Genomic DNA, 19,237 nt, shown 5'->3' on the forward strand with positions numbered 1-19,237 from the left:
CGTGTGGCCGCGAGGTGGACGGGAGTCGAGCGGTTCGCGGTGGTCGCGACGCGGCGGCTACCGTCGGCCGGGTGATCCGCGACCTGACCGACGAGGAAGCCCGCCGCGCCCTGGTGCTCAAGTGGGGGGAGGTCGAGGCCGACGTCCTGCCCGCCTGGGTGGCGGAGATGGACTACGCGCTGGCGCCGCCGATCGCCGAGGCCCTGCAGCGGGCGGTCGCCGACGGCGTCACCGGCTACCCGTCGACCGGCACCGGCGGCGAGCTCGGCGAGGCGTACGCCGGGTGGGCGCGGCGGCAGTTCGGCGCGGAGGTCGACCCCGAGCTGGTGTCCCCGACCGTGGACGTGACGGCCGGGATGCGCCTGGCGCTGGACGCGCTGTCCGATCCGGGCCCGGTGGTGGTGCCGGTGCCGGCGTACTCCCCGCAGCTCGACCTCGCCCAGGTGACCGGGCGCGAGCGGGTGGACCTCCCGCTCGACCCCGACGCGGCGCGCGCCGAGCTCGACCTCGACCGGCTGGACCGGCTGTTCGCCGACGGCGCGCGCACGCTGCTGCTCACGCAGCCGCACAACCCCTGGGGCCGGGTGTTCACGCGCGCCGAGCTCGAGGGCGTGCGCGACGTGGTGGTGCGCCACGGCGCCCGGGTGATCTCCGACGAGATCCACGCGGGGCTGGTGCTCGAGGGCGCCGAGCACGTCCCCTACCTCTCGGTCGAGGGCACCGCCGACCACGCCGTCGCGCTGGTGGCGGCGTCGAAGGCCTTCAACGTCGCCGGCCTGCGCTGCGCGCAGGTCGTCGCCGCCGACCGGGCGACGTTCGACCGGCTCACCGGCGTGCCCATGGTGCGCAACGACTCCTGGTCACCGCTCGGCGTGGTCGCGGCGGTCGCCGCCTACACCCACGGCGACCCGTGGCTCGACTCGCTGCGCGCCCGGCTGTCGGCGCAGCGCGACCTGCTCGTGCGGCTCCTGGCCCAGCACCTGCCCGAGGCGCGGATGCGCCCGCTCGAGGCGACCTACCTGGCCTGGCTCGACCTGCGTGCCTACGGTCACGAGGACCCCGCCCACGTCGCGCTCGAGCGCGGCCGCGTGCGGCTGGCTGCGGGTCGCGACTACCAGCCGGGGCTGGGTGGGCACGTGCGGCTCAACATCGCCACCTCGCCCGCCAGGTTGACGGAGATCGTTCGCCGCCTGGCCATCTCGATGGAGGCGGGAGACACCTCGCGCTCCTAGCGTCGGCGCCGTGGAGACCACGGTCATCGGCTGCGGGTACCTCGGCGCCACGCACGCCGCCTGCCTCGCAGAGCTCGGCTACGACGTCCTCGGTGTCGAGGTCGACGCCCACAAGCGGGCCCTGCTCGCCTCGGGCCAGGTGCCTTTCTACGAGCCCGGCCTGCAGGACCTCCTCGCCACGCACGTGGCCAGCGGCCGGCTGCGCTTCACCGACTCCTTCGAGGAGGCCGCGGCCTTCGCCGACCTGCACTTCGTGTGCGTGGGCACGCCGCAGCTCCCCGACAGCATGGGCGCCGACACCTCGCAGGTCGAGGCGGCGGTCCGCGCGCTCGCGCCGCACCTGACCCGTCCGTCGTACGTCGTCGGGAAGTCGACCGTGCCCGTCGGCACGGCCGCGCGGATGGCCGCGCTGGTCGCCGAGCTGTCGCCCGTGGGCGGCGAGGCGGAGCTGGCGTGGAACCCGGAGTTCCTGCGCGAGGGCTTCGCCGTCGAGGACACGCTCGCGCCGGACCGGATCGTGCTCGGGGTCGCCACGGAGAAGGCCGAGAAGGTGCTGCGCGAGGTCTACGCGCCGCTGCTCGACGCCGGCACGCCGTTGGTCGTGACCGATTACGCCACCGCCGAGCTGGTCAAGGTCGCGGCCAACGCCTTCCTCGCCACCAAGATCTCCTTCATCAACGCCGTCGCGGAGGTCTGCGAGGCTGCGGGCGCCGACGTGGTGGACCTCGCCGACGCGATCGGGCACGACGCGCGCATCGGCCGCCGCTTCCTCAACGCCGGCATCGGCTTCGGCGGCGGCTGCCTGCCTAAGGACATCCGCGCGTTCGTTCACCGCGCCGGCGAGCTCGGCGTCGACGACGCGCTGACGTTCCTCCGCCAGGTCGACGACGTCAACCAGCGCCAGCGGCAGCGGGTCGCGCGGATCGCCACCGCGATGCTCGGGGGCAGCGTGACCCGGGCCCGGATCTGCGTGTGGGGGGCGGCGTTCAAGCCCGACAGCGACGACGTCCGCGACTCCCCCGCGCTCTCGATCGCCGGGAGGCTGCACGTGCGCGGCGCGAAGGTCACGGTCTACGACCCGCAGGCCACCGAGACCGCGCGGGCGAGGTTCCCGACGCTGGACTACGCCTCCTCCGCCGTGGACGCCGCGCGCGACGCGGACCTGGTCCTGCACCTCACCGAGTGGCCGGAGTTCCGGGCCGTCGACATCGCCGAGGTCTCCACCGTCGTACGGCGACAGCTGCTGCTGGACGGCCGCAACCTGCTCGACCTCCCGGCCTGGCGCGCCGCGGGCTGGACCGCCCGCGGGCTCGGGCGGGGCTGAGCGGGGCCCGTCGCGCGTCGCGCTGAAGCGGGTCAGCCCTGGCCCGCCGGCTGGGCGGCGATCATGGCGGCGTACCACTCGTAGGAGCGCTTGGGGGTGCGCTGCTGGGTCTCGTAGTCGACGTGGACGAGGCCGAAGCGCTGGGTGTAGCCCTCGGACCACTCGAAGTTGTCGAGCAGGGACCAGGCGTAGTAGCCGCGCACGTCGACCCCGCGCTCGACCGCCGCCTGGACGGCCTTGAGGTGGGCGTCGAGGTAGTCGATGCGGGGCTGGTCGTCGACGACGCCGTCGGCGTCGGGCTCCATGTTGTAGGCGCAGCCGGACTCGGTGATCATGATCGGCGGCAGCGCGGCGCGGAAGCGCGCGCGGAACATGATGAGCCACTCGCGCAGGGCCTCGGGCACGACCGGCCAGCCGAAGTCGGTCATCGGGTGACCGAGCAGCTCGCGGAACTCGAAGGGCATCTCCGCGTCCTCGGGCGCGGCGCCGATGCGCATCGGGTTGTAGTAGTTGACGCCGTAGAAGTCGAGGGGCTGGCGGATCGTCGCCATGTCGCCGGACTGGATCACGTCCTCGAGCAGCGGCTGGAGGTCGACGGGGTAGCGCCCGAGCAGCATCGGCTCGAGGTAGAGGCCGTTCCACATGGCGTCGAACAGCTTGGTCGCGCCCACGTCGGCGGGCTCGTCGCTGGCGGGCCACATGGGCGCGTGGTTGTTGGCGCAGCCGACGCTGGTCGCGCCCGCCGCCCGCAGCGCGATCGCCGCGCGACCGTGGCCGAGCAGCAGGTGGTGGGCGACCGGCAGGCTGTCGAACATCAGCGTGCGCGCGGGCGCGTGCATGCCGACGCCGTAGGCCATCATCGTGACGACGTTGGGCTCGTTGACCGGGATCCAGTGCTCGACGCGGTCGGCGTAGCGCTCACCGACGATGGCGGCGTACTCGGCGAAGCGGTCGATCGTCGTGCGGTTGAGCCAGCCGCCGTCGTCCTCGAGCGCCTGCGGCAGGTCCCAGTGGAAGAGCGTGGCCATGGGCTGCTGGCCGTGGGCCAGGAGGGTGTCGATGAGCCGGTCGTAGAAGTCCAGGCCCTTCTCGTTGGGCTTGCCCGAGCCGGTGGGCTGGATGCGCGGCCAGGCGATCGAGAAGCGGTAGCCGCCGGTGCCGAGGCCCTGCATCAGGGCGACGTCCTCCTCGTAGCGGTGGTAGTGGTCGCAGGCCACGTCGCCGGTGGAGCCGTCCTTGATGTGCCCGGGCTCGTGGGTCCAGGTGTCCCACACGCTGGGGCCGCGACCGTCCTCGGTCGCCGCACCCTCGATCTGGTACGACGCGGTGCTGGTCCCGAAGCGGAAACCGGGCGGGAGCTGAGGGTAGGGCTGGTCGGGCACGGCACAATCTTGCCCGTGACCGCCAACATCCGCAGGGCTTCCGCACGCTTCACCGACCGGGCCGCCGGGAGGGCCACCCACCACGCCTTCTCGTTCGGGCAGCACTACGACCCCGAGCACGCCTCCTTCGGTCCGATGGTGTGCCACGACGACCACCTGCTGGGCTCGGGCCAGGGCTTCGAGCAGCACCGCCACGCCGACCTCGAGATCGTCAGCTGGGTGGTCTCGGGCGCGCTCACCCACGGCGACGAGACCGGTGGCTCGGAGACGGTCGTCGACGCCGGGAGCGTCGCGGTGCTCTCCGCCGGCTCCGGGGTGGCGCACGCCGAGCACGCCTCGGCCGACGGGCCGGCCCGGTTCGTCCAGGTGTGGCTGACCCCCGACTCGCCCGGCACGGCACCGTCGTACGACGTGGTGCCGGTGGCCCTGCCCCGCAACGAGCTCGTGCCGGTGGCCGCCGGCGACGGCTCGGCGCCCGCGCGGGTCGGCGTCGCCGGGGCGACGTTCGCGGTGGCCCGCCTCGACGAGGGCACGACGCTGGCGCTGCCGGAGGCCCCGCTGGTGCACGTCTTCGTCGCCACGGGCGCGCTGGTGCGCTCCTCGCTGGCCGAGCCGCTGTCCTCGGGGGACGCGTTGATGCTCACCGACGAGACCGGGCGCTCGGTCACCGCCGCCGTGCCCACCGAGCTGCTCGTGTGGACGTTCGCGGGGTGAGCGAGGAGACGCCGGCGTCCGGGTGGTTCGCCCACGCGCCGTTGGGTGTGGAGGACGGGCTCGACGACGAGGGTCCTCCGGTCGGGGTCATCCGGCTGGGGGGCGACTACGGCGGCGCCGCCCTGTGGGACGAGCGCGGCGGCATCGGCGAGGAGCCCGACTACCTGGGTCGCCACCTGGGGCTGTCCCCGGAGCTGGTGGCCGACACCGCCGAGTGGGGCCAGGACTGGGACGGCGGCCGCGGCCCCGCGCACGACGAGCGTGGGCGGGTGCTGCTGGCGCGGCTTCGGGATGAGTGCCCGGGCCGGGAGTTCGTGCTGCGGCTCTGAGTGACATGCGGATGCGTCAGGAGCCGCCGGTCTCACTCCTCCCGAGGCAGGTCGCGGTGCCTGATCAGCGCGGTGCGGATGCGGGTCTCGGCGGTCCCCAGGAGGCAGGCCGAGGCTCATCGGTCCGCCAGACGGACAGGCCCAGAACGTCAGGGATTCAGCATCTGCTGGTAAGCCAGCCCCCGCTACCCCAGGAACTCCGCTTTCACGGCGTCGAGCAGCGGGTTGGCGTGGAGGTCGTCGGCCCAGCCGTAGTTGACGGTCCACAGGATGGTGCCGCCGACGCCGTGCTCCTCGACCCAGTCGGCCTTGGCCGCGATCGACTGCCCGTCCTCGTAGGAGAGGAAGCCGGCGGGGTTGGCGGCGGGGTCGCTCGCCGGGACGTACCCGCTCTCGGGCGTCCCGTCGCCGTAGGTGCGGTACGTCGACTGGGCCTCGGCGTCCCACATCCGGGTGCCGTGGTCGAAGTAGCCCTTCTCGCGCAGCGTCGCCCAGCCGAGGGCGGTGTCGCTCACCTCGTAGATGTCGTTGCGCTCGTCGTACTGGCGGGGCCCGGTGATCGTGGGGCCGTAGTAGATGCCGTAGAAGCCGATCCCGATACCGATCCGCGCTGCCGGCACCCCGGCGGCGACGTACGCCGCGACGCTGCTGGCGATGTCGACCGGCGTCGAGGGTGACTGGCCGGTCAGCGCGCCGGAGAACCACGACTCCCAGCCCGTCCCGTGCCCCCACCAGGTGGTGCCGACGCCGTAGGCCATCAGGTTGTACTGGTCGACCCGCTGGGCGATGTCGGCCTGCCACGCCGGGGCCCTGCCGCCGGTGTGCACCAGGTCGTTGGTGTTGAGCGCGTAGCCCGGGAAGGTGACCAAGGCCGGCTCCTGGGCGTAGCGCGCCCGGGTGGCGGTCTCGGTGCGGATGTCGGCGATCAGCTCCCGCAGCCGGCGCCGGGCCTCCGCGGCCGGCAGCGGCGCCCGGCCCTCGGCCTCTCCGCAGCCGGCCTCGCCGTGCAGGCAGTTCTCCCAGTCGACGTCGACGCCGTCGTAGTCGTGCACGACGAGGTGGTCGACCACGGCGTCGACGAAGCGCGCGCGTCGGTCGTCCGCTGCGGACAGCATGAAGCCGCGCCCGTCGGCGCCGTCGCCGCCGAGCATCAAGAGCGCCTGGCCGCCCGCGGCGTGGGCCCGGTCGACCAGGTAGTCCTCGACGCTGCGCACGCCGTCGGGCGCCAGCCCCGGGTCGTGAGCGGTGCCGGCCCCGAGGACGACCCGCCCGGGCTCGCCGTCCAGGGAGCCGCCGCCCGGCGCCACCCGACCGAAGACCAGGTGGGTCATGGCGGACATGTCGACGAGGTCGGGTGCGTAGCTCTCCCAGAACCACCCCGCGTAGTAGCCGGTCACCCACGGCGTGTCCCCCACCGGCGCGTCGACCGCCCGGGTCTCCTGCGGCGCCGTCGCCACCGCCGGGGCGCCGCGCCAGGGCTGGGCCACCACCCGGTAGCGGGTGGTGGCGTCGACGGTCACGACGTACGACGTGCGGCCGGCACGGTCCTGCCGCAGCGTCGCGAGCGTCGTCCAGGCGCCGCCGCGCGAGGCCTGGACCGCGACCGGTCGGCCGGGGCGCGCCGGGAGGAAGCGCGCCCCGACCGCCACCCGGGTCCCGGTGCGCACGGTCGGCGGGAGGGGGGACGCCCCGCGCTGGCGCACGGGCCGGAGCGTCGTGACCCGCGACGTGAACGCGCGCAGGTGCCGCGCGCCCACGCGAGTCGGCGGCGCCACGACGCGGTACCGGGTGGTCCTGGCAGGCGCCCGCAGACGCCAGGTGTAGCCGCCCCTGGCGGTGCTCCGCGCCCGGTCCTGGGGCTCCCAGCGTCCGCCGTCTCGAGACTGTAGGACGACCGGACGGCGCACCCGGCCCGGGACGCGACCGGCCACGGTGACCCGCTCCTGCGCGACGACCGGGGTGGTGCCGCGCTCGGCCCGCGCGGGCGGAGACGAGGCGCCGGCCGGAACGGCGAGCGCGGACAGGACGGCGAGGCACGCGACGAGCGCGGCGGGGAAGGGGCGGGGCTGGTACATGAGACGGCTCCTCGGCTCAGCGGATCCGGGTGGACACGGCGACGGCGCGCGAGGCGAGCCCGGGCGCTCCGGCGTACCGCACGCGGTAGGTGACCTTGCCGCGGGGCTGTCGGGTCAGCACGGCGCGCAGCGCACCGCCGCGCAGCACGCCGCGCAGCACTGTCCGGCCGCCGCGGGTGACCACGATGCTGCCACCGGGCGTGACGCCCGGCAGGCGAACGGCCACGACGACCCGGGCCTTCCCGGGGGCACCCGGGGTGAGCCGTGCGGTGACGACGGGCAGGCCGATGGCGACCGGGGCGGAGGCAGCACTGGTCACGACCGCGTCCTCGTGGCCGGGCAGCGAGCCGCGCACGCGCACCGAGATCCGGCGCCCGGAGTCCGCCGGCAGCAGCCGGTACGTCGCCGCGCGGGCGCCGGGGATCGCCGCGCCGTCGCGCAGCCACTGGTAGGACAGCGTCGCCGGGTCGCCGGGGCCGCGCTGCTCGGGCGGCTCCTGGATCCGCGGCACGGTCGCCCGGAGCAGCTCGCCGACCCGCGCGGTCCCGCGGAGGCCCGCCGAGCCGACCACCTGGAGCGGTCGCCCCCGGACGACGTCCGAGGGGTCGGTGAGGATCGTGAGGGTCTCGTAGCCCGGTGCGCTCACCTGGATCCGGGCGCGCAGGCGATGGCCGAGGTCGGCCTGCGTGGGCGAGTACTCACGGCTCGTGGCGCCCTCCACGACCGCGCCGTCGCGCAGCCAGGCGTAGGCGACGGTGACGGCGTCGGGCCCGGTCACGGTCAACCACGTCGTCGTCAGGGTGCGCCCCAGCAGGGCCAGCCCCTCCAGCGCGGGCTGGGTGGTGGGCGTGATCCTGCCCAGCGGCACCGTGACGTGCGAGGACGTCAGCGGTCGCGGCGCGACCCCCTCACGGACGGGGGAGACCCGCACGCGCAGGTGGCTGCCGGCGTCGGCGGCGGTGACGGCGTGGGTGCGGCCGGTGCCGACGACGGTGTTGACCCCGTCGGTCTCGCGCAGCCACTCGTAGGTGTGGCCGGTGGGGGCCGGGCTGACCTGGGGGTCGACGGCGGTCAGGGTCTGCCCGATCGCCGGCGTGCCCGCGACCTGCGGGCTGCGCAGGATCGTGAACTCGTCGTCGACGACGGTGTAGGTCGCCGACCGGGTGACCTCGTTGCCCACCCGGTCCCACGCCCTCACGCTGATCGTCTGCGGACCCAGCACACTGGTGTCCACCGGCGTGCCCGGGGCGAACGTGCCGACGCAGCCGCCGAGGCCGGACTGCTGCTCGGCGCAGTCGAAGGCGAGGGTGGCCGAGGTGCCCTGGACGATCTCCCCGCCGGGCACGGTCCTGCCCCGGAAGGTGACGACGGGTGGCGTGCGGTCGATGCCGATGCTCACCTGGCCGAACGTCGAGTTGTCGTTGCCGTCGACCGCCTCCACGTCGAGCGTGGTCGGCCCGCTGTTCGTGACGCTCACGGTCCCACCCTCGGTGCGCGAGACCATGCCCGTGCCCGTCTGAGCGCCCGAGAGCGCCCAGGAGACGCTGCGCACGCCCGCGGCGTTGAGGTGGTCATCGGTGGCGCGCACGCCGACGGCCACCGGACCGGCGTACCAACCGTCGACCGCGCCCGGCGGCCTGGTGATCGTGAGGACGGGTGGCGTCAGGTCCTCGGGTGGCTCCCCGCCGCCGCCGGCAGCCAGGGCGGGCGACGGGGTGACGACGGAGGCGGCGGCTACGGCGACGAGCGCCCCGAGCAGTGCGGCCCTCACGCCGCGTCCTCGGCCACGATGGGGCTGCGGCCGACGGCGAGCCAGATCCCGACCACGATCAGGCCCAGGGAGGCCGCGAACGGCAGACCCGGCACCCCACTGGCCGCCACCGCCCCGAAGAGCAGCAGCGCGAAGCCGCCGGCGAACGCCCCCAGGCCTCGCGAGACGAGCCGCTCCCGGAACGCCATCCAGGCCAGGCCGCCCAGGGCCACGACGACCGGGACCCAGGCGATGTAGGGGCTGAAATCGTTCATGACGTAGTAGGTGTAGAGCCCGGCGTCGTCGTAGGTGCCCTCCTCCAGGGCGCCGTGGGCGTAGTTGCCCAGCGCGCCCTTCCATCCGTAGGCGAGGCTGAGCGAGGATGCCGCCGCGACGAGGCCGAAAGTCACCACGGGGGCGCCCAGCGACCACACGAAGCGCTGCGCCACCCGGCGGTGCCACACGGCGGCGAGGACCAGCAGCAGGGCGACCGTGACGTAGCCGGTGGTGCCGCCGATGCGGTGCAGCTCGTGGTCGAGCCCGGCCATGTCCGCGGCCGAGACGGTGTAGTCCATGTCGGAGGTGTCCCCGGCACGGGCGTCGGTCACGACCGTGGAGACGAAGCCGAGGGCGCCTGCGGCGGTGGCCCACAGGGGCCAGGCGCGGAAGCCGCGGGAGGCGGGGGCGGGAGGGGGTACGGGGCGGGTACGGGCGGTCGGAGCCGGGCTGGTCGGTGCGGACATGTCGGTGGCCTTCTCGTGCGGGCACGGCCGGGATGCCGTGCCCCCGCAGCCTCCGACGCCCGACGGCACGGGCGGCAGGGACGCGCGTCCTCGGTTGCCCGGGTCGCCGGGGGCGGGTCGTGTGTCGCCGCCGGCGCTCGACAGCCGTCTCGGGCACACGACCCGCCAGCCGGGAGCCGCCAGCCCGGGGCCGCCCGCAGGGGCGCTTCCTCAGCCAGGGTCGCCGCTGCGCTCGACGCCGACGCCGGCGTCGCGGGCCTTGGCGACCAGGGCGGCCCGGTCGCTGACGTCGAGCTTGGTGAAGATGGCGTAGACGTAGTTGCGCACGGTCTTGCTGGTGAGCACGAGCATCCGCGCGATGGTGGCGTTGTCGTGGCCGCGCGCGACCAGCTCCAGGACGTCGCGCTCCCGGTCGGTGAGCTCGGCGAAGACGCCGCCCCGGGCGCTGCGGGCGTTGGTGAGGTAGTCGACCGCGCGCGTCGCGACCTGTGGCCCGAGCATCATGGCGCCGCCGGCGACCGCGCGGATCGCGCGCTCCACCTCGTCCGGGGCGGCGCCCTTGAGCAGGTAGCCCCGTGCGCCGGCCCGGATGGCCCCGAAGAGCGCCTCGTCGTCACCGAACATGGTCACCACCAGCACGCCGGTCGAGGGGCGCGCCCGCAGGATCGCGCGGGTGGCCTCGACACCGGAGCCGCCACCCAGGTCGAGGTCCATGAGGACGACGTCCGGCCGCTGCTCCGCGGTGACCGAGACCGCCTGCTCCTCCGAGGCGGCCTGCCCGACGACGTCGATCCCGGCGATCTCCTCGAGCAGCGCGGTCATCCCGATGCGGAACACCGGGTGGTCGTCGACGACCACGACCCGGATCGGGCTCGCGGGGACCTCGGTCATGGCAGCTCCATCCTCACCCGGGTGCCCGGGCCGTCCGCGCGGGGTCCGACGACCAGGGAGCCGCCGAGCTCGGCGGCGCGCTCGCGCATCGACGTGAGTCCCACACCGGCACCACGGCCGCCGTCGACCCCCCGCCCGTCGTCGAGGACCAGGAGCTCCACGGGCCCATCGGCGGGCGCCCGGACGTCGATGACGACGGTGGTGGCGTGGGCGTGGCGGTAGGCGTTCATCAGTGCCTCGGCGGCCACGTGGTAGACCGCGATCTGGCGCCGCGTGGCGAGCTCGCCGTCGATCGCGACACCGACCTCGACGAGGAGACCGGAGGAGCGGAAGCGCTCCGCCAGCACCCCGAGCGCGCGCGGTAGGTCGCCGTCGTCGAGCTGCGCCGGCAGGAGCGCCCGGGCCAGCAGGCGGACGTCGTCGGTGCGGCGCTCGATCTCCGCCTCGAGCTCGGCCAGCAGGGCCGCCGTGCCGGCCGGGTCGTGGGTGAGCCGCCGCTGAGCCGCGGCCAGGCCGAGGCCCACGCCGGCCAGGGCCGGCCCCATGCCGTCGTGCAGGTCGCGCCGCAGGAGTCGACGCTCCTCGTGGCGGACCTCCAGGAGACGGCCGCTGGTCTGCGCCAGCTGGTCGTTGACGTGGGCCAGCTCGAGCGCGACCGCGAGGACGCTGCCCATCTGCTCGACCAGCCGGTGGGTGCGGGGGTCGATGCGCTGGCCGCGAGGCGGGGCGACGGTGAGCAGACCGACGTACCGGCCCTCCACGACGAGGGGCAGCCGCAGCTCGGCGCGCTCGACCTGTCCCGCCAGGGCGCGGACCGCGCCGTCTGCCGAGCGCACCTCGACACCGCCCAGGCGCAGGCCCTCGCGCAGCGCCTCGACCAGACCCTGGAGGCTGGTGCCCGAGCGGCCGTCGCCGAGGTCGCGTCCGAGCGAGTCCAGGAGATGCCCCGGATCGATGCCGTCGCCGTAGACCAGACGGTCCACGCGGGCCTGCAGCCAGTGCCGCAGGGGCTGGCCGAGCGCGACGACCAGACCGACCGCGACGAAGCCGGCCAGCCCCTCCGAGCGCGGGACGACCTGGCCCACCAGCCAGGCGAGGGCCGCGTAGCCGGAGAGCACCGCGACGGTCAGCAGTGCCCACACCGTGACGCGGCTCAGCACCAGGTCCACGCCCCACAGGTGCTGGCGCAGGACCACCACGAGCAGCGCGACCGGCAGGAACGCCTGGGCGAGGATCAGGCTGACGCCGGAGAGCTCGAAGACCCAGTCCTCGAGGCGTACGAAGAGGACCGGGACGAACGCCGCGGTGAGGAACCCCTGGCCCACCGCAAGCCAGCCGTAGCCGGTCCGGTCGGTGCCGCGCCGCCGCCACCACACGCGGGCCAGGTGGACCACGCCGACGGCGGAGAGCGCGAGGCAGACCCGGTCCGGCCACAGGCCCAGCACCTCGACGCCGCGCCTCCAGGGCGCCCAGGACACGAAGAAGGGGTTGCCCGGGCTGCCGCGGTACTCCGAGGTGAGGGCCACCGCCGTGGCGCCCGCCGCACCGGCCGCGCCGAGGGCGGCGGCGGCGCGCATCCAGGCGCGGGTGACGGCGGTCTCCCCGCGTCGTACCAGCCACGGCAGGACGCCGAGGGAGGCGTAGGTGCCGGGCATCCACGACGCATAGCCGAACAGCATCAGGCCCATGCGGTCCACGCTCGGCGGCTGCGGGTCGACCACCAGCAGCTGGGTCACCAGCCCGGAGAGCCCGCACCCGATCGCGACCAGGAGGATGATCCACACCACCGGGTGGCGCGTGCGCGGGAGCATCAGCAGCGTGGCGGCGCCGTAGACCACGGCCGACAGCACGTCCATCAGCCACTGCGAGACCCCCACCGGCTCGTTGCCGTGCACGGCGTAGAGCACCAGCGCCGCACCGGCCAGCGCCCACGACGTGCCGCACACGGCGACGGCGATCACGCCCCACGCCGTCAGCACGCCGCCCGGCGCGACCACCCCGCGCAGCCCGGTCGGCGGCGGGGTGTCGGGGCGGTCGTCCGGATCGGCGTCGACGCGGTCACCCGTCGTGGCCTCGGGGGCGTGGGCGGCCGGATGTGCGGCCGGGCGCGGGGAGCGCGCGGCCGGACGCACGGGTCGCACGCTGGACACGCCTCGGATTATGGCCGCTCGCACGGCCCGGCGGGCACGGACTGAGAACCTCGGCCGCCTGGGCCGTACCGGTCCCCGCGGGGGGCGCGGCCGGGAGGTTCTGGGCATTTCCCCGCGCTTCTGGGCCGAAGTTCTGGCCCAGAAGCGCAGGTTTTTCAGCAACTGCTGAAAACCCTGCTCAGCAGACCACCGCCAGCGCGGCAGGCAGCACCTCGACGACGGCCGGCGGACCGGAGAGGCCGGGGAGTGCGCCGAGGGGCTCGCCGTCGCCGCCGACGGGCACGGGGCCCCGGCGACCGTCGGCCGCGATCTCGACGCGGCGGCCGGTCAGCACCGTCACCTCGGGGAGCGCGACGTGGCGGCCGTCGTAGACCTTGGGCAGGGAGCGCATGAGCTCGAGCCTCCCGGCGGCCTCGATGACCACCACGTCGAGCACGCCGTCGTCGACGACGGCCGCGGGGGCGATGTGCATGCCCTTGCCGTAGTAGCCGGAGTTGGCGACGACCACGCAGGCCGCGGAGTACTCCCGGGTCTCGCCGTCGACGCTCACCCGGCAGCGCGCCGGCTGGTACGTCGCCAGCGCGCGCAACGCGGCGTAGGGGTACTGCAGCGCCGAGGGCAGCCGGTGCGACCGGTCGACGATCTCGGCGGCGCGGGCGTCCACGCCGGAGTAGACCGAGCCCGCGACGCGGCGTGCGGCGGCGCCCGGCATCGAGAACGACAGCAGGTCGACGCGCCGCACCGTGCCCTCGAGCAGGAGCCGGGCCTGGGCGGCCGGGTCGTCGGGCACCCCGAGCATGCGCGCGAAGTCGTTGCCGCGGCCGGCCGGCAGCAGGCCGAGCGTGCCGCCGCGCAGCGAGACCGCACCCGCGAGGGAGGAGAGCATGCCGTCGCCGCCGACGGACACGACGACGTCGCCGCGCTCGATCGCGGCGTCGACCAGCGCGCCCATGGCCTTGGGGCCTGGCGAGTAGGTGACGTCGACGGTCGCGCCCGCGGTGCGCAGCTGCTGGGCGACCGGGACGACGGCCTCGGGAGCGGCGCCGCCGCCCGAGGCGGGGTTGACCAGGAACGAGAAGGACCGGGCGCTCATCTCGGGGTCCCTGCGGAAGGCGGAGCACAGCGAGCATCTTCACGGGGTGTTCTCACGGAATGAGCACCCCCGGGTTGAGCACGCCGGTCGGGTCGAGGTCGGCCTTGACCGCCCGCAGCACCGAGGCGCCGAGCTCGCCGATCTCGCGCGTCAGCCACGGCCGGTGGTCGGTGCCGACGGCGTGGTGGTGGGTGATCGTCGCGCCGGCCGAGACCATCGCGTCGCTGGCCGCGACCTTCGCGGCGTGCCACTGCGCGAGCGGGTCGTCGCCCTGCTTGGTCGCGACCGTGAAGTAGAGCGAGCAGCCGGTCTCGTAGACGTGCGAGACGTGGCACAGCACCAGCGAGCCCTCCCCCAGCGTCGTCTCGAGGGCGCGCTTGACGTCGGAGTAGAGGCGGTCGCGGTTGGACCAGAACGTCGCGGTCTCCAGCGTCTCCACCAGCACGCCGACGTCGAGCAGCGAGTCGCGGAGGTACGGCGCACCGAAGCGGCCGTGCGCCCAGGCGCGACCCGGCTCCTCGCCCAGGCCCGTGCCGCCGAGGCCCTCCAGCACGGCGGTCACCGCGGCCCGCTTGGCGGCGTTGGCCGAAGGCTCGCCCTCGTAGCCGGTGATCATCAGGCAGCCGCCCGCGGACCCACCGCCGATCTCGTCGGGCCGGGCCAGGTTGATCGCGGTCTCGGCCTCGTCGGAGAGCCGGACGACGGTGGGCAGCAGCCCGCTCTGGGCGAGCGCGCGCATGGCGTCGGCGCCGGCCTCGAACGACGGCCAGTGCCAGCCCTCGTGGACCTTCTCGGCGGGCAGGCGCCGCACCCGCACCGTGACCGACGTGATGACGCCGAACGCGCCCTCCGAGCCCAGGACCAGCTGGCGCAGGTCAGGCCCGGCGGCGTTGGCGGGGGCGCTGCCCAGGACCAGCTCGCCGCGCGGCGTGGCGACCCGGAGCCCCACGACCAGCGCGTCGAAGCGGCCGTAGCCGGCGCTGGACTGGCCGCTGGAGCGGGTGGCGGCGAAGCCGCCGATCGTGGCGTACTCGAACGACTGCGGGTAGTGCCCGAGCGTCAGGCCCTCCTCCGCGAGCAGCGACTCGGCCTCGGGCCCGCGCAGCCCGGGCTCGAGCACGGCGGTCATCGAGACGTGGTCGACGGCCAGCAGCCGCTTCATCCGCACCAGGTCGAGGGAGAGCAGGCCAGCGAAGCCCTCGCGCCGCGCCACGAGGCCGCCGGTGACCGAGGTGCCGCCGCCGAAGGGCACCACCGCGAGGTGGTGCTCGACCGCGAAGGCCAGCACGGCCGCGACCTGCTCGTGACCGTCGGGCCGGACGACGGCGTCGGGGGCGTCGGCGAGGTCGCCGCTGCGGGCGCGCAGCAGGTCGGGCGTCGACTTGCCGCGGGTGCGCAGCCGCCGGGTCGCGTCGTCGGTGAGCACGTGCTCGGCCCCGACCACGGCGCGGAGCCCGTCGAGCAGCTCCGGCGGGAGGCCCGGGGACGGCAGCGCGAACGACGCCGCGGCCGGGTGGTCCTCGATCCCGAACGCCATCTCGATCAGCCCCCGCGCGGCCTCCGGGAGCTCGGTGGCGGCCGCGGGGTCGCCCCAGCGCTGGGGATGCATCTCGGACTGCACGAATGGGGTCACGTGTTACAGTGTGACATGTGACGTCACTTCGTAACAACCCCTCCGACGACGCGAGGGACGCCTACCTGGACGCCGCGCGCGCGTGCATCCTGGACGTCGGCTGGCGGCGTACGACGCTCACCGAGGTCGCCCGCCGGGCCGGCGTCTCGCGGATGACGATCTACCGCAGCTGGTCGGACATGCAGACCCTGCTCGGCGACCTGATGACCCGCGAGTGGACCGGGGTGGTGCAGGCCGCGCTCGCGGACCAGGACCCCGCGCGGTCCGCGGTCGACCGGCTGGTCGCCGGGATCGTCGGCACGGTGCGGGTGCTGCGCGACAACGAGCTGTTCGTGCGGATCATCGAGCTCGACCCCGAGCTGGTCCTGCCCTACGTCCTCCACCGGCGCGGCCGCTCCCAGGACCTGATCCTGGCGCTCACCGACGAGGCGATCCGCGCGGCCCAGGCGTCCGGGGAGGTGCGCGCCGGCAGCTCCGTGGCGATCGCCCGCGGCCTGCTCCTGGCCGCCCACGGCTTCGTGCTGTCCGCGCACACCATGGTCGACGACGAGGTGACCGAGCCCGAGCTCGACGCCGAGCTGGCCGCCCTGCTGACCCGGAGCCTGGCGCCGTGAGCGGGCCGCAGGCCACCCGGATCACCCCCGGGCTGGCCGGCGCCCCCGCCGACGTCGACCTGGTCGTCATCGGCCTCGGCATCACCGGCGTCGGCGTCGCCCTCGACGCCGTGACGCGCGGCCTGACGGTGCTGGCCGTCGACGCCCACGACCTGGCCTTCGGGACCTCCCGGTGGTCCTCCAAGATGGTCCACGGCGGCCTGCGCTACCTCGCCCAGGGCCAGGTCGGCGTCGCCCGGGAGAGCGCCGTCGAGCGCGGCATCCTGATGGAGGTCACCGCTCCCCACCTCACGCACGCGATGCCGATGGTGGTGCCGCTGAGCTCGTCGGTCTCGCGCGTGCAGGAGCGCCTCACCCACGCAGGCCTGCTCGCCGGCGACGGCCTGCGCCGCAGCGCGGGCACGAGCGAGGAGACCCTGCCGCGACCCCGCCGGCTCACGGCCACCGAGCTGATGGCGATGGCGCCGCCGCTGCGCTCCGCCGGGCTGCGCGGCGGGCTGCTCTCCTGGGACGGTCGGCTGGAGGACGACGCCCGCCTGGTCACGACGATCGCCCGCACCGCCGCGTCGTACGGCGCCCACGTGCGCACCCGCGCCCGGGTGCTGTCGGCAACCGGCACCTCCGTCGAGCTGCGCGACGAGCTGACCGGCGCCGCCCACGCGGTGACGGCCCGCGCCGTGGTCAACGCGACCGGGGTGTGGGCCGGCGAGCTGGTCGACGAGGTCCGGCTGCGGCCCAGCCGCGGCACCCACCTGGTGCTGCGCCAGGACACCCTGCCGGGCCTCGCGGTCTCGGTCTTCGCGCCGATCCCCGGCTCGACCAGCCGCTTCGTGCTGGTGCTCCCCCAGCCCGACGGCACCGTCTACGTCGGGCTGACCGACGAGGCCGCGGACGGGCCGGTCCCCGACGTGCCGCAGCCGACGGAGCCGGAGATCGGCTTCCTGCTCGACGTGGTCTCGGCGGCGTTCGAGCGCCAGCTGCGCCGCAACGACGTCGTCGGCGCGTTCGCCGGGCTGCGCCCGCTCCTGGACACCGCCTCCGACGACCCCGACAGCCCGGACGGCCCCGGGTCGACCGCCGACCTGTCGCGTCGCCACGCCGTGCTGACCAGCCGTACGGGCGTCGTGACGGTGGTCGGCGGCAAGCTCACGACGTACCGGCAGATGGCGCAGGACGCCGTCGACGCCGCCGTGGCCACCGCCTCCGGACTGCGGGCCGGGCCGTGCCGCACCCGCGACCTGCCCGTCCTGGGTGCCGCGCCGCGACCGGTGCTGGCCGCGCTCGAGCAGCCGCCGCGGCTGGTGCGCCGCTACGGCACCGAGGCGGAGCTGGTGCTGGAGAGCGGCCGTCGCGTCAGCGGCCTCACGGACGCCGAGCTGCTCGCCCCCGTCGCCGCGACGGTGCCGGTCACGCTGGCCGAGCTGGTCTTCGGGGTGACCCACGAGGGCGCCGCCGACGTCGACGACCTCCTGGACCGCCGCACCCGCGTGGGCCTGGTCCCCGCAGACCGCCCCCTCGCCGTGCCCGCCGCCGAGCGGGCGCTCGCCCTCGCCCGGCGCGCGGTGCCCCAGGAGTGGTCCGCGAGGACCGATGAGTCCGGGCGTCGACGCAGGTCTCCAGAGGAGGCAGACTGGACGACGCGAGGAGCAGCACCCATGACGACCACGATGACATCGGGGACCGAGACCGTGACGACCGACCGAGCGAGCGCGAGCACCACCACTGCGGGCACGGGCACGGGCGAGCTGGCGGACTTCGACGGGCTGACCGAGCGCTACCAGCGCGAGCTGCTGGCCCACTGCTACCGGATGAGCGGCTCGGTGCACGAGGCCGAGGACCTCGTGCAGGAGACGTTCCTGCGGGCGTGGAAGGCCTCCGCCGACTTCCAGGGCCGCTCCTCGGTCCGCACCTGGCTCTACCGGATCGCCACGAACGTGTGCCTGACCAACCTCGAGGGGCGACCGCGCCGGCCGCTGCCCGCCGGGCTCGGCACCCCCGACCAGATGGCCGGCGACGCCCTCGAGCAGGACCACGAGATCGCCTGGCTGGAGCCGGTGCCCGACGCCGCCGTCGTGGTCGCCGAGCGCGACTCGATCCGCCTGGCGTTCGTCGCCGCGCTGCAGCACCTGCCGGCGCGCCAGCGCGCGGTGCTGATCCTGCGCGACGTGCTGCGCTGGTCGGCCGCCGAGGTGGCCGTCGCCCTCGACACCACGACCGCGGCCGTCAACTCCGCCCTCCAGCGCGCGCACGCGCAGATGAAGGAGCGCGGGCTCACCGAGGACAGCGTCGAGCCGGCGCTGACCTCCGCCCAGCAGCAGCTGCTCGAGAAGTACGTCGCAGCGTTCTGGCGCAAGGACGTCGACACCATCGTGGAGCTGCTGACGGCCGAGGCGGTGTGGGAGATGCCGCCGTTCACCGGCTGGTACGTCGGCGCCGACAACATCGGACGGCTCATCGGCACGCAGTGCCCCGGTGGCACCCACGACATGCCGATGCTGCCCACCTCCGCCAACGGCCAGCCCGCCTTCGGCCTCTACATGCGGGCCGCGGACGGCAGCGGGTTCGTGCCGTTCCACCTGCAGGTGCTCGAGCTCGAGGGCGACCGCGTCAAGCACGTCGGCGCCTTCTTCGACGTCGACTTCACGCGGTTCGGGCTGCCGGCCCGTCTGCCCGCCGACCACACGCCCTGATGACCTCGCTCGACGGTGCCGTCGAGCTGCTCGACCGGTCGCTGTCCTACACCCGCGTGGCCCTCGCCGCGGTCGCCGACGCCGACCTGGGGCGGCCGACCCCGTGCGCCGGCTGGGACCTGGCGCGACTGCTCGCGCACATGGAGGACTCCCTGGACGCCTTCGACGAGGGGGCCGCAGGAGAGGTCCGGCTCAGCGGCAGCGTCCGCGCGCGGGTGCGCGTGCGGTCGCTGCAGGAGAAGGCCTGCGCGCTGCTCGGCACCTGGAGCACGGAGCCGCCGACCCGCACCCGGATCGGCCCGCACCTGGTCGACACCTCCGTGCTCGTCCTGGCCGCAGCCCTCGAGATCACCGTGCACGGCTGGGACGTCGCCGCCTCGCTCGGGCTGTCGCACCCCATCCCCGACGAGCTGGCCGGGCGGCTGCTGCCGGCCGCCTCGGCGATGGTCGGCCCGGACGACCGCGGCAGCCGGTTCGGGCCGGTGCTCGCCGCCCGTAGCACGAGCGGCGACGCCGCGCGGCTGCTTGGCTTCCTCGGGCGTCAGCTGACTGGTCCACCTGGTGGAGTTATGGGCAATCCCGACACCGGACCGCGGGTGGCTTCCTAGCCTGGGCGC

The 19,237-nt window shown here is 75.0% G+C and carries 15 protein-coding genes; 7 read left to right on the forward strand and 8 right to left on the reverse strand.

All coding sequences use genetic code 11. From position 1 onward, the window contains the following. Positions 1–71 precede the first annotated feature (71 nt). Together E4622_RS12330 and E4622_RS12335 are read left to right on the forward strand one after the other, a co-directional pair. Complete coding sequence (locus tag E4622_RS12330; protein ID WP_134740461.1) at positions 72–1,232, forward strand: aminotransferase class I/II-fold pyridoxal phosphate-dependent enzyme; 1,161 nt, start codon at positions 72–74, stop codon at positions 1,230–1,232. Between the two features lie 10 nt (positions 1,233–1,242). Further along, positions 1,243–2,556, forward strand: a complete 1,314-nt coding sequence (locus E4622_RS12335; RefSeq protein ID WP_134740462.1) for a UDP-glucose/GDP-mannose dehydrogenase family protein — start codon at positions 1,243–1,245, stop codon at positions 2,554–2,556. A gap of 32 nt (positions 2,557–2,588) precedes the next feature. Here E4622_RS12335 and E4622_RS12340 read toward each other — a convergent pair whose 3' ends face one another. Then, positions 2,589–3,938 (reverse strand): GH1 family beta-glucosidase, encoded by a 1,350-nt coding sequence (locus E4622_RS12340; RefSeq protein ID WP_134740463.1) that lies wholly within the window; start codon positions 3,936–3,938, stop codon positions 2,589–2,591. 15 nt (positions 3,939–3,953) lie between these two features. Between E4622_RS12340 and E4622_RS12345 the strand changes: the two genes are divergently transcribed. Then, on the forward strand, positions 3,954–4,652 hold the full coding sequence (locus tag E4622_RS12345) for a pirin family protein (protein WP_167736059.1): 699 nt from the start codon (positions 3,954–3,956) through the stop codon (positions 4,650–4,652). After that, complete coding sequence (locus E4622_RS12350; protein ID WP_134740465.1) at positions 4,649–4,981, forward strand: hypothetical protein; 333 nt, start codon at positions 4,649–4,651, stop codon at positions 4,979–4,981. Before E4622_RS12345 ends, E4622_RS12350 begins: the two co-directional genes overlap by 4 nt. Before the next feature lie 185 nt (positions 4,982–5,166). Here E4622_RS12350 and E4622_RS12355 read toward each other — a convergent pair whose 3' ends face one another. The 7 genes from E4622_RS12355 to E4622_RS12385 form a co-directional block, all read right to left on the reverse strand. Further along, positions 5,167–7,056: a glycosyl hydrolase family 18 protein gene (locus tag E4622_RS12355; RefSeq protein ID WP_134740466.1), complete on the reverse strand. Its 1,890-nt coding sequence runs from the start codon at positions 7,054–7,056 to the stop codon at positions 5,167–5,169. A gap of 16 nt (positions 7,057–7,072) precedes the next feature. Then, positions 7,073–8,827, reverse strand: coding sequence for a hypothetical protein (locus E4622_RS12360; RefSeq protein WP_134740467.1), 1,755 nt, complete (start codon positions 8,825–8,827; stop codon positions 7,073–7,075). Next, positions 8,824–9,549 carry a hypothetical protein gene (locus tag E4622_RS12365; RefSeq protein WP_134740468.1) on the reverse strand — a complete coding sequence of 242 codons (726 nt, stop codon included), beginning with the start codon at positions 9,547–9,549 and terminating at the stop codon, positions 8,824–8,826. The genes E4622_RS12360 and E4622_RS12365 overlap by 4 nt, the downstream gene beginning before the upstream one ends. Before the next feature lie 210 nt (positions 9,550–9,759). Continuing rightward, entirely contained in the window at positions 9,760–10,440 is a 681-nt protein-coding gene (locus E4622_RS12370; RefSeq protein WP_134740469.1) for a response regulator transcription factor, read from the reverse strand. Continuing rightward, positions 10,437–12,590, reverse strand: a complete 2,154-nt coding sequence (locus E4622_RS12375) for an ATP-binding protein (RefSeq protein WP_134740470.1) — start codon at positions 12,588–12,590, stop codon at positions 10,437–10,439. The genes E4622_RS12370 and E4622_RS12375 overlap by 4 nt, the downstream gene beginning before the upstream one ends. Positions 12,591–12,768: 178 nt before the next feature. Next, positions 12,769–13,683, reverse strand: coding sequence for a diacylglycerol kinase family protein (locus E4622_RS12380; protein ID WP_134740471.1), 915 nt, complete (start codon positions 13,681–13,683; stop codon positions 12,769–12,771). Positions 13,684–13,735: 52 nt separating this feature from the next. Then, positions 13,736–15,316 (reverse strand): FAD-binding oxidoreductase, encoded by a 1,581-nt coding sequence (locus E4622_RS12385; RefSeq protein ID WP_245155996.1) that lies wholly within the window; start codon positions 15,314–15,316, stop codon positions 13,736–13,738. Positions 15,317–15,333: 17 nt separating this feature from the next. Between E4622_RS12385 and E4622_RS12390 the strand changes: the two genes are divergently transcribed. The 3 genes from E4622_RS12390 to E4622_RS12405 are packed head-to-tail and all read left to right on the forward strand — an operon-like array spanning position 15,334 to position 19,228. Further along, entirely contained in the window at positions 15,334–15,930 is a 597-nt protein-coding gene (locus tag E4622_RS12390; RefSeq protein ID WP_134740472.1) for a TetR/AcrR family transcriptional regulator, read from the forward strand. Next, on the forward strand, positions 15,927–18,620 hold the full coding sequence (locus E4622_RS23160; RefSeq protein WP_245155997.1) for an RNA polymerase subunit sigma-70: 2,694 nt from the start codon (positions 15,927–15,929) through the stop codon (positions 18,618–18,620). Before E4622_RS12390 ends, E4622_RS23160 begins: the two co-directional genes overlap by 4 nt. Next, entirely contained in the window at positions 18,620–19,228 is a 609-nt protein-coding gene (locus E4622_RS12405) for a maleylpyruvate isomerase family mycothiol-dependent enzyme (protein ID WP_134740473.1), read from the forward strand. The genes E4622_RS23160 and E4622_RS12405 overlap by 1 nt, the downstream gene beginning before the upstream one ends. Positions 19,229–19,237 lie beyond the last annotated feature (9 nt).

This window comes from Nocardioides sp. 503, assembly GCF_004522095.1.
Classification (GTDB): Bacteria; Actinomycetota; Actinomycetes; order Propionibacteriales; family Nocardioidaceae; genus Nocardioides.

Coding starts and splice junctions, on each gene's coding strand:
- E4622_RS12365 (WP_134740468.1), bottom strand. CDS start 9,549: ATGTCCGCACCGACCAGCCCGGCTCCGACCGCCCGTACCCGCCCCGTA.
- E4622_RS12370 (WP_134740469.1), bottom strand. CDS start 10,440: ATGACCGAGGTCCCCGCGAGCCCGATCCGGGTCGTGGTCGTCGACGAC.
- E4622_RS12405 (WP_134740473.1), top strand. CDS start 18,620: ATGACCTCGCTCGACGGTGCCGTCGAGCTGCTCGACCGGTCGCTGTCC.
- E4622_RS12380 (WP_134740471.1), bottom strand. CDS start 13,683: ATGAGCGCCCGGTCCTTCTCGTTCCTGGTCAACCCCGCCTCGGGCGGC.
- E4622_RS12355 (WP_134740466.1), bottom strand. CDS start 7,056: ATGTACCAGCCCCGCCCCTTCCCCGCCGCGCTCGTCGCGTGCCTCGCC.